The sequence below is a fragment of the Cytophagales bacterium genome (genome assembly GCA_019456305.1).
Lineage (GTDB): Bacteria > Bacteroidota > Bacteroidia > Cytophagales > VRUD01 > VRUD01.
In genome coordinates this window covers 1-12,006 of the sequence record VRUD01000104.1, presented here as the reverse complement: position 1 = coordinate 12,006, position 12,006 = coordinate 1, and the positions used below count along the sequence as shown (strand labels likewise).

At 42.8% G+C, this 12,006-nt stretch carries 3 protein-coding genes; all 3 read left to right on the top strand.

The window, feature by feature from the left end:
• The coding region (locus FVQ77_16050) for a T9SS type B sorting domain-containing protein (protein ID MBW8051814.1) at positions 1 to 2,262 on the top strand (2,262 nt) is incomplete at its 5' end.
• Positions 2,263 to 2,608: 346 nt separating this feature from the next.
• The gene (locus FVQ77_16045; GenBank protein ID MBW8051813.1) at positions 2,609 to 3,346 is read left to right on the top strand and encodes a hypothetical protein; all 738 of its coding nucleotides are present in this window, start codon (positions 2,609 to 2,611) and stop codon (positions 3,344 to 3,346) included.
• 231 nt (positions 3,347 to 3,577) lie between these two features.
• Positions 3,578 to 12,006, top strand: an 8,429-nt coding sequence (locus FVQ77_16040) for a hypothetical protein (GenBank protein ID MBW8051812.1), incomplete at its 3' end; no start/stop codon positions are given.

Below are 12,006 nucleotides of genomic sequence, written 5' to 3'. Positions count from 1 at the left end.
GTTGTAGTGACCGATTCAAATGGCTGTGTAGCTTCTGCTGATACCATCATTGATCAACCTTCTGTAATAGTAGCAGCCGTTACTTCTTCACTTAATCCGAGTTGTATCGCTGCCTGTAACGGGGAAGCAACCTCTGCTGCTGTAGGTGGCACGCCACCCTATACATACCAGTGGGATGATCCACTGTTGCAAACAACACCTATTGCTGATAGCTTATGTTCCGGTACCTATTTAGTATCAATAACCGATGCTAATGGATGCCCTCCGGGAGTAGATAGTGTAACTATTGTTGATCCGGATTCAATCGTAATAACAGCTAATGTAATTCAAAATGTTGGCTGCAAAGGTGAAAGTACCGGCATGATCACTGTCTCAGTAATTCCGATCGGAGCATATACATTCTCTTGGTCGCCAATAGGAGGAAATGGCCCTACTGCTGCAAACCTACCGGTAGGTACTTACATTGTTACAGTTACAAATACGGACAGTTGTGTTGCTTCAGATTCGTTTACCATAACAGAGCCTGCCCAGCAGTTGACATTGGCAGGCAGTTCTTTACCTGACACTTGCGACAAATCAAATGGGTTAGCCATAGTAACTTCAACAGGTGGTACCCCACCTTATAGCTACTTATGGGATGATGGTCAGACAGACTCTATGGCGATAGGCTTGCTTCCGGGAACTTACACTGTAACAGTAACCGATATGAATAACTGTTTTGATACCTTAAATGTAACCATAGAAAATGTAGAAGGGCCTAAAATTGATTCATTAATAGTTTCACAAATAATAAGCTGTAATGGAGGTAGTGACGGGGAGCTTATCGTTTATGCTTCCGGTGGTACAACGACATATACATACAATTGGGCACCTGCAGGTGGTAATGATGATACAACAATCTCACTAAATTCAAATCAGTATTCAGTGACTGTTATTGATGCAAATGGATGCGAGGCAAATGCTACTATATTGCTTGAGGATCCACCTGCCCTGGATGTTATGGGTAAAGGTTCTACGAGTATTTGTGTTGGTGATAGCGCTCAAATAAGCGCGTATGTTGATTCAACAGGTACCTACTTTTATACCTGGAATGATACAACTTTGGGAAATAGCGGAACATATTGGGTATATCCAACCAGCACAACTACATATTCTGTTTATGCAACTAATCTATATCAATGTGTTTCTGATACAGAATATATTACAGTGATAGTTAATCCGCCACTTAAAGTATCTACTACACCTGCTGTTATTATTTGTGAAGGAGATTCAGTAACTATTAGTGCGAATGTATCAGGTGGAAATGGCGGGCCTTATTATTATACCTGGAGTAATGGAGACACGGGCAGTTCTATTATTGTATCTCCAAATTCAGACACAACTTATTTCGTTACTTTAAGTGATAGTTGTTCCCCTGATGTTGTAGGTTCTGTGCTTGTTTCGGTGGATCCAAGTCCTGAGGCTATTTTTACTGCCAATACTGTATGCCAAGGGGATTCCACCCAATTTACAGATCTCTCTTTAAGCAATCCTACAGGTTGGTTATGGAATTTTGGTGACACACTTACAGATACACTTCAAAACCCCACACATGTATATTCTCAGGCAGGCATGTTTGATGTAACTTTAACTGTGTGGTTAGGCAACTGTGCAGATTCAATAATCATACTAGATGTTGTTACAGTATATCAAAATCCTGTTTCAACCATATTAGATCAAAATGTCATTAATCCGAGCGATGAAGACGAGTGCGATGGAAGGGCAATGATCTCTTCTACAGACGGAAGGCCATCTTATAATTATCAATGGATGGATAGTGATGGAAATATTATATCAAATACAAATATTGCTACTGATTTATGTGAAAGTATATACATAATAACTACAAAAGATGCAAATGGTTGTATAACAATTGATACTTTAATACTACCGGTAGGATGTCAAACAAAGTGTAAGGACTTATTCAATGGCATATCACCTAATAATGATGGGGTAAACGATTATTGGTGGATAGAAGGGTTACAATTTCAATCTTGCAAGCCTAATGAAGTAACAATTTACAATAGGTGGGGAGATGTTGTATGGAAGGTAAATAATTATAACAACATAGATGACAACAATAGCGACAACAATGATGATGGCGTAGTATGGAAAGGCACCAATAAAAATAGCAACCCATTACCCGATGGCACTTATTTTTATCTCATAAAGATAGAAGATAAGGAAAGACCTTGCACAGGATGGATACAGATAATGAGATAGCGATTGATGGAAGATGTAAAAAAAAGGGAATAAAGGGAATAGGGAAATAGAAGGAATATGGGGAATAAGGAAAAAAATTATCTCACCGTTCGGGCTATTAATTTTAACCACTAAACATAAAGTTAATTTGAAAAAATAATTGCAAAAATATTTGGATTTATAATTTTAAATTTATAACCTTGCATTATCTAATTCGTACCATAATTTTACCCCAAAAAATTGGATTAATTATGAAAAGGAAAATAAAAGCCACAGATTCACAGATTAAAAGAATTATCTTATAAAATCTGTGAATCTGTGGCAATCATTTAGTCCCGAATACCCGGGATGTCTAAAAATTAATATTATGAATACTAACAGAATTTATTTGTTGACCCTGTTGATAATAGCGCCAACGCTATCAATTTTTGCACAGCGATCTGAAAGCAACTTGTCTGGTAAGCGAAATGTTGCTGAACTGGAAAAAAAAATGAGCTTTAAGATCATCAGGTTCTCGGTTTATGGCGTCAATACACCAACCGATGCCTTGGATCTTAAAAGCTCCATGGAATCAAAACAGGGTATTATTTCCTGCCAAACAGATATTGCCAATAACCAATGTACCATCATTGCCGGATTTGAAATCCAAAAAAAGGATATTGTGGATATTACATCATCTGCAGGAATAAAGGTTTCAAATTATTCACAAGAAATTCATCTTCAAAAAAGGCAAAATACAACCCAAACACAAATGAGTGATGAGCTCAAACAGAAACGGATGCTGGAAACGTATGGAAAACCCCAACCAGAAGATACAAAATCTATTAAAAAAGAAAAATCGGTGATCGTTAAAAATAAGCAGGAGATGCCTGCAAGTTTCCCGCAATATATTGATACCGGACATCCTGAAATAGACAGACAAAACTATTCACAGGCAAAACAGCAATGGATCAATAACAATCCCGATAAATACAATGAATTATTTAATAAAAACAAGGATCAGCCTGAACAAATACCTGATGCGGAATTTCAAAAAATGCCGGTAGAAAAGCAGCAGCTTATTTTGAATAATACGGATAAATATGAAATAATTGAACAAAAGTAAAGAGATGAATTAATATGGAATTTGGACCTATGGATGTTGTTATTATAGCAGCGGGTTTAACCTTTTTGGCTGCTCTGTGTTTTGCTGTTTTTTTCCGCTACCAGGATAAACAGGAAGAGAAAGCTAAACAGCAGGTACAAAAGCAATAATAAAATTGTTTTTTTCTTAAAACTAATCAGATAATGGAAAAAAGGATTTGGTGAATACTATAAAAAATAAAAAAATTATATTATGAAAACTATAACTTTTCTTTTCGCCATAGTATTATTTTTTGGACAATACAGGGCTTATGGCCAATGTACTAATTGCACTGCTAATTTTCCATCAGGCACATTTTCAACTACCTGCCCTTCAACATGGACAAATGTGAGCACTTGTATATTTGGAGGTGAATATTCATTTTATTCTGTTACATCAGGCTGCACTTATGAGTGGCAAACGTGTGGAGATGCAGATTTTGATACCCAGCTTACATTATATCCTTCAGCCAGTTGTTCCGGTGCGTCTCTTGCATATAATGACGATTTTTGTAGTCTTCAGTCTTCTATCTCGTGGACAGCAACATTTACCGGTACAGTCAGAGTACTTGTAAGTAAATTTAGTTGTCTCGCCCAATCCTCATGTATGACACTTCAATGGCAGTGTACTGGCTGCACAGGTGGCGGCCCTCCCAATGATAACTGCACCGGCGCTCAGGCAGTAACCTGCGGAAGCGTAACCAGCAGCACAACCGTAGGTGCAAACCCTGATGTAGCCCCAACATGTGTTACAGGTGATGGTACTGGCGGAGGTGTATGGTATTCAATTGTTGGCACTGGAAACGACATCACGGCATCGCTTTGTGGTAGCTCTTACGATACTAAAATCAGGGTTTATACCGGCTCTTGCGGGATATTAACTTGTGTAACTGGTAACGATGATAATGCTGGTGCATGCGGACTGTTATCTTTGCAATCAGAAGTTACCTGGACATCTACCTCAGGCACTACCTATTATATCCTTGTGCATGGATTTGGCAGCAGTGAAGGTGCATTTGATCTGACCATTACTTGTGCTTCTGGAGGGCAGCCTAATCAATATTGCGTAGATGCCATTGATATCTGCGGTCCAACCACCCTCACCGGCTCTACTGATGGCGCACTGAATCAACTGGGTATAGACCCTGCTGTTACGCTTTGGGCGTGCAATGCCGTTTATGACAATTATGTCTTCTATACCTTTACCACTGATCCCGCTGGTTCTCCGGTTGTTCTTAACATGACTTTTAACTGTGGTGGAAGCTATTTACAAACTGCAATATTTGATGTTCCTCCTCTTCCCTGCCAGAATGCAAGTCTTTGGTCCAATTCCCTTTTTTGTACCGAATTAAACACCTCACCTTATACAATTAATGCTACCGGTCTGCAGCCAAATACACTTTACTATATCATTATAGATCAATGGCCAGGTAATGCTTGCAACTTTACAATGAATATTTCCGGTAATGGCGGGTGTTATGTATGCCCGTCAGCTCCTGGAATACCTGCTGATCAGGATTGTATCAATGCCGTTCCAATATGTGAATATCAATACTGCCAGCAAAATTCTTACTCAGGCGCAGGGGCTAATCCTAATGAGATCAATACATTAAATTCATGCTTACTGGGCGGTGAGGTAAATAACGTTTGGTACACATTAACAGTGGTATCAGGGGGGCAGCTTAGCTTTGTAATAGTACCCAATAACGGCACTGACGACTATGACTGGGCAGTTTATAATTTAACCACTGCTAATTGTTCCGACATTTTTAGCACGCCATCTTTGGAAGTTAGCTGTAATTGGTCAGCAGACCCAGGACCAACAGGACCAAATGGAAATTGCGGAGCTTGTGGAATAGATCCATGTGTAAGTTCTGCTTCAGACTCAGCTTGTAAATTTAGTCCAACCATTCCTGTTAGTGCCGGGCAGACCTACGCTATAAACGTTAGCAATTGGACAGGCTCAACTGCGGGCTACGTTATAGATTTCTCTGCCTCCACTGCTGTGATCTTTGATAATGTTGCTCCAACCATAAGCTCATTAGCCAGCACCCCGGCATGTAACACTACTTCAATCACCTTCAATCTTTCTGAAAATGTTTTGTGCAGCAGCGTGCAGGCCTGTGATTTTACCGTTACAGGGCCCCAGGGTACTACCGTTACAGGTATTTCAGGAGTGGCCTGTGGTATCGGTACCCAGGAAAATACCTTTACCATCATCCTTTCACCCGCTTTAACAACAGGAGGCAGCTATAACCTGAATTTAGTAACCGGCTGCGGCTCAGTAGAGGATCTGTGCGGTAACGTAGCACCTGCCGGAAGCTTGCCCTTTACGGTCTCTGCTGTAAGCGTAACAACTTCCCAAACAAATGTAAGCTGTTTTGGAGGCACCACCGGCAGCGCCACAGCATTTCCAACCGGCGGCACTTCACCTTATAGTTATTCCTGGACAAACGGGTGTTTAACACAAGTGTGTACAGGTTTATCTGCAGGCGGCTATACAGTAACCGTAACCGATGCCAATGGATGTATGGGAACTGCTTCTTTAACCATAGCCCAACCCACAGCTATTTCTTTATCCATGAGTTCAACAGCAACTAATTGTGCAGGCGCCTGTGACGGTTCTGTTTCAGTATCTGCCACAGGTGGTGCAGGCGGTTTCACCTATTCATGGAGCCCTGGCGGCCAAACTACTTCTTCTGTCACTGGCCGTTGTGCCGGCACCTATACAGTAACAGTGACTGATGCAAATGGATGTACGGCAAGCGCTTCGGTAGTAGTTGTCAATGGTCCGGTTGTTACAGCGGGGTTTACTTACAATGGAAACCAATGTTTATCAGGCAACAGCTATTCTTTCACCAATACAGGTACAACGGGATGTGCTTATACCTGGAATTTTGGGGACTTATCGGGCACCTCTCCTTTACAAAATCCAACCTATTCTTATGCTGCATGTGGATCTTTTACGGTTACGCAAACAGTTACCTGTGGTGCTTGTACTGCTACAACTTCAGTGCTGGTAACTGTATTTTGCCAACCATCTATTACTTCTATAGCTGGAACCGATATTACCTGCAATGGAGCTTGTAACGGAGCAGCTAATCTTACTCAAACAGGGGGCACATCCTTTTCATGGACTGGTCCTGGTGCATTTACAGCTATTACAGAAGATATAGCCGGCCTTTGTCTGGGTACCTATAATGTAACGGTAACGAATGTTAACGGGTGTACAGCATCATCTTCTGTTTTCATCAATCAACCATCTGTATTAGGCACATCTATAACTTCTCAAACAAATGTGCTTTGTAATGGTGATGCTACGGGCAGTGTTACTGTTGCCGGTTCCGGAGGCACACCCACATATACCTATTCACTTAATGGAGGGCCATTCGTGGTCAGCGGCACTTTCAGCGGGTTAACAACCGGGAGCTATACGGTGACCGTGAAAGACGCCAATGGCTGTACCGTTGTGCAGCCGGTAACTATTACACAACCATCACTCTTAACCGCAAGCATAACAGCACAGACCAATGTGCTTTGTACCGGTGATGCTACAGGCAGTGTTACCGTTGCCGGGTCAGGCGGTGCAGGAGGATATACTTACTCAATTGGCGGGCCATTCCAGGGAAGCGGCACTTTTACCGTGCTTTTGGCAGGCAGCTATACGGTTACAGTACAAGATGCTAATGGCTGCCAGGTTACGCAAGCTGTTACTATCACTGAACCGGCTTCTGCATTAAGCGTATCCATTCCCACCAGCGCCAATGTAACCTGTTTCGGGGTATGCGATGGCAGCGCTTCATCATCCGTTTCCGGAGGAACACCACCTTATGGCTATTCATGGGCACCTGCCGGTGGTATCGGGCCAAGCGCATCGGGTTTATGTGCAGCGCTATATACAGTTACAGTAACAGATGCTAATGGCTGTGTTCAAACAGCTAATGTTAATATTACAGAATCGCCTGCATTGACTGCTGTTACAGTTGGCGATAGTGTTAGCTGTAACGGTGAGTGTGACGGGCAGGCAACCGTAACCCCGTCTGGCGGTACAGGCCCAGGTACCTATAGCTATCAATGGGATGGGAACACAGGATTCCAAACTACTCAAACAGCAACAGGTCTTTGTGCAGGAACATATAATGTTACTGTTACAGATGCTAACAGTTGTACGTTTAATATAAGCTACACAGTGGGCCAGCCTCCTGCAATGACGCTTACACCCGGCAGCGTAGATGCAGCCTGCGGAATTCCTAATGGAGAAGCCTCTGTAGCAGTTGCCGGTGGCACTCCGGGTTATACCTATTTGTGGTCACCAGGTGGCGGGACGACCCCCACAATTACCAGCCTGACTGCCGGTGCATACACTGTAACGGTAACTGACGCGAAACTTTGCAGTGATTCGGTAACTATCTCCGTAAATGATGCCGGGGCTCCAACCGCTTCAATCGTTAGCAGCGACAGCGTAACCTGTAACGGGGGTAGTGACGGCAGCGCTACGGCAACAGGTTCTGGCGGTGTAAGGCCGTTTACATGGTCGTGGTCGCCTCCGGTTAGTGTAGACTCATTCGCTACGGGTTTACAGGCAGGCACTTACACTGTATCCATTACCGATGATTCAGGTTGTGTAGCTTCAGCAACGGTAATAATATCAGAACCGCCTGCACTGATCGCTTCCATTACTTCAAGCACACCCGTTGCATGTAACGGTGACAGCACAGGCAGCGCTACAGTATCTGTTTCAGGAGGTACAGGGGGTTATACCTGGTCATGGTTGCCTTATGGCGGAAGCGGACCTACTGCCGACAGCTTAATTGCCGGTATTTATTGCGTTACGGTCACAGATGGTAATGGATGTATAGCAAATGAATGTGTTACCATTAATGAACCGGCTGCACTGTCAACTTTCATCATCGGTACAGATATTTCCTGCAACGGTGGTACGAATGGAGCCGCTGACCTGACCGTAACGGGAGGCACAGGCGCAGGTACATACACCTATTTATGGTGCCACGGGCCTACCTCGCAAGACGTGGGCAACCTCAGTGCCGATACATTTTGCGTTACTGTTACAGATGCTAATGGTTGTACAACAGTTGATAGTGTAATTATTAATGAACCTGCTCCATTAGCGCTTATAACATTTATAAATACAGATGCAAACTGCGGACTGGCAGATGGAGAAGCTTATGTAACCGTTACCGGTGGTACAGGTAGTTATACTTACTCGTGGAATACCTCACCTATACAATTAGATGATACTGCTAAAAATTTAACAAGCGGAGTTTGGTGTGTTACGGTTGGAGATGCCAATAGTTGTTCAGCGGTTCAATGTGTAACCATCAATGATATAGGTGGCGGTACGCCAACAATTACATTAAACAATAATGTAAGCTGTAACGGCGGTTCTGACGGATCGGCCACGGTGACGATGTCCGGTGGTACGGCACCGTTTACTCACCTGTGGGATAATACTGAGATTAGCGCCACTGCTATTGCCTTGACAGCAGGCGCACATTGTGATACTATTACCGATTTTGTTGGGTGTGTCTCTATTGGCTGTATAACAATTACAGAACCACCTCCTATAACCATCACCATTACTCCTACCGATCCGCTTTGCAATGGAGAATGTACAGGTGAGGCAACGGCTACAGTTACAGGAGGCACTCCACCATATACTTATTTCTGGACATCCGGAGATACTGATTCAACGGCAGTAAATTTATGTACCGGGGTTTATACGCTTGTTGTTACCGATACTGCCGGTTGTGTGAAAGCAGGCGCTGCATTTATTGGTCAACCACCTGCTTTAACAACTACGATTTCAGCGACAGACGCAAGTTGTTTTGGCGTTTGTGACGGATCTGCCACCGTAACACCTTCCGGAGGCAGCCCACTTTATACTTACTTATGGTCTCCGGGTGGACAAACCACTCAAACCATTACAGGTTTATGTGCAGGAACACATTGCGTAACTATTAAGGATATCAAAGGATGCACGCTGGATACCTGTATTGCTGTGAATGAACCACTTGCTATTGTGCTTGCTACGGGTTCCATAGATGCTACCTGCGGTGATAGCAATGGCGTAGCGTATGTGACTGTTACTTCGGGCGGTTTTGTTCCTTTCACCTACCAATGGGATGCCCAAGCTGGCGGGCAAACTACGGATACTGCTACAGGTTTAGCTGCGGGGGCATATACTGTTGTTGTTACGGATAATACTGGTTGTAAAGATTCTGCTACTGTATTGGTTAACGATGTTGGCTCTCCTTCCGCCTCCATTTTTGCCAGCATTGACGCCAACTGTTTCGGTGCCTGTGATGGATATGCACAGGTAAATATCACAGGCGGAACACCGCCTTATACTTATCTGTGGGATGACACCGGTAACAGTACAACCAGCTCTGTGAGTACGTTGTGTGCCGGGTTTTATACTATCATCGTTACAGATACCAACGGGTGTATAGCCATTACCTCTGTAACTATTTCCGAACCGGATTCAATAACCACAACATTCACAACCATTAACGAAAAATGTTACCTGGCATGTGACGGGGAGGCTACTGTGCATGCCACAGGCGGAACCCCACCATACAGCTACCTATGGGATGGTTTCCAGATTGATTCAACGGCAACAGGATTATGCGGGGATGGAGGTACAGGTACGGGAGGCGCATTTGTTGTTCAAATTACAGATACCAATGGCTGCGTTAAAACTAATGAAGTCAGTATTATCCCTGCTATGTTGTTAGCGATCGTTAACGTAAACATCGTTGATCCGACCTGTGATTCTCTCGGTACAGCTACTATGATCATAAATGGCGGCTATCCACCTTATACTTATTTATGGATAGATAATGGCAGCGGAGATACGATAGAGTCTTCAATAACCGTTGACAGCTTGTCTGGCGGATCATATACCCCGGTTGTCATTGATTCTAACGGATGCATCGCTACTGAAATTGCCAATGTTAATGATGTGCAACTTCCTGCACTCTCAATTGATTCAGTGATACATGTATCATGTTTTGGAGATAGCACCGGAATAGCGATCGTAGTGGTTGATTCGGGAGGTACCCCGCCATTTACCTACGAATGGTTTGACGGACCTGGCAGCCCTATCGGGCAAACCGGCTCAATAGCAACAGGGTTAACAGCAGGTACATATATCGTTGAAGTTACCGACTCTAATAATTGTACAGCTTCTATTGACACTGTAATTACTGAACCATCATCAATAGTTACTGCAACTGCTCAACTTTCTCCAACCTGTATTGCTGCTTGTAACGGATGGGTAAACGTTTCTGTAATCGGGGGCACTCCGCCTTATTCTTATCTGTGGTCTAATGGTGATACAACATTCACAGCAGATACTTTATGTGCAGGTACTCATGTAGTGGAAGTAACTGATGCGAATAATTGTCCGGCTGTATATGATACTGCAACAATTGTGGACCCAACTCCTATTGAGCTGGATAGTATTGTTATAGTTAATGTAAGCTGTAATGGATTGAGCAATGGCTCCATTACCTCTATACCAACAGGAGGCGCTGGAGGTTATAGCTGGCTTTGGCCCACTGTTTTACCACCAAATACATTACCTACTGCGTCAAACCTTTCAGCAGGATCTTATACAGTAATAGTAACAGATGCAAACGGGTGCCAGGAAATATTTGATTCAATACAGGTAACCGAACCTACCCTGCTTGTATTGGCAGATACCACACTACCTGATACGTGTGCTAAATCCGTTGGGATAGCCATTGTCAATGTGAGCGGTGGTACGGTTCCCTATACTTATTCATGGAACACCTCTCCTGTTCCACAAGTAAATGATACAGCTACCAGCTTACTTGCCGGACAATATACAATAACCGTAACAGATAGTAACGGTTGTGAAGATAGCCTGGTAATTTTCGTAGGTAATCTTCCAGGTCCTGTTATAGATGCTTTTATTCTTATTAAAGAAATATTCTGTAACGGGGATAGTACGGGAAGCGTTGCAGTCCAGACTAAAGAAGGTGCACCACCATATGTGTATAATTGGACGCCTATTGGCGGAAATGATTCTATTATAGATTCCTTAGGCGCTGCCTTGTATAGTGTAACCGTTATAGACGGTAATGGATGTGAAACAACCGATAGTGTCTTACTTAAAGAGCCTGCTCTTATTGAAGCTACATTCACTATTAGAAATGAAAGTTGCAAAGATGCCGGTAATGGATCGGCAACTGTTTCTACTTTTGGAGGAATTCCACCCTATACTTTTTATTGGAACAGTGATACCCTGCTAAAAGATTCTGTATTAACAGGTTTATCTGCGGGGGTTCACAATGTTATTATTTATGATAGTGCCGGATGTAAAATAATAGATAGTGTTGTGGTAGGATTTTCTCAATTCCCAAATAGCTCTTCTACTAGTTTTACAGACCTAATATGTAACGAAGATTCTACAGGTATTGCACAAGTATCAATTTGGAACGCTGTACCTCTTCCTCCTTATACTTATGTATGGTTTATTTTGACTACTATTATATCTACAGATAGTATGGTATATGATACTATAAGTTCTATCACAAATGTTCCGGCAGGAATTTATAAAGTTTACATTACAGATTCACTTGGTTGTTTAGGGATATT

Excerpts from the sequence above, each read along its gene's own strand:
- FVQ77_16045 (MBW8051813.1), top strand. The coding sequence starts at position 2,609 with ATGAATACTAACAGAATTTATTTGTTGACCCTGTTGATAATAGCGCCA.